The organism is Nocardia spongicola (assembly GCF_047200775.1).
Lineage (GTDB): Bacteria > Actinomycetota > Actinomycetes > Mycobacteriales > Mycobacteriaceae > Nocardia.
Genome location: NZ_JBJZOO010000070.1, coordinates 1 through 423 on the forward strand (window position 1 = coordinate 1; position 423 = coordinate 423).

Consider the following 423-nt stretch of genomic DNA (forward strand, 5'->3'; position numbering starts at 1 on the left):
AATCGGAATCGAGATCGTGATCCCGGAGAACGCCGCCCGCAACCCGGTACCCGAGAGCAGATCATCCGGCAACGAATACCCGAAGAACCCCTCGAACATCGCCAAGATCAACAACAGCGAACCGATCACCCAGTTCGCCTCCCGCGGCTTACGAAACGCCCCGGTGAAGAAGATCCGGAACAAATGCACAATGATCGACGCCGCGAACAACAACGCCGCCCAATGATGCACCTGCCGCACGAACAGGCCCCCACGCACCTCGAAAGAGATGTTCAACGCCGTCTCATACGCCCGCGACATCGTCACACCACGCAACGGCTGATACGCCCCGTCGTAGACGACCTCACTCAGCGACGGATCGAAGAACAACGTCAGATACACACCCGACAACAACAAGATGACGAAGCTGTAGAGCGCGATCTC

Annotated in this window: 1 protein-coding gene; it reads right to left on the reverse strand. The window is 58.2% G+C overall.

Annotation, left to right across the window (positions count from 1 at the left end; genetic code table 11):
* Positions 1-423 (reverse strand): cytochrome b N-terminal domain-containing protein (locus ACL02S_RS24240; protein WP_412804804.1); only part of this gene is annotated, 423 nt, incomplete at both ends.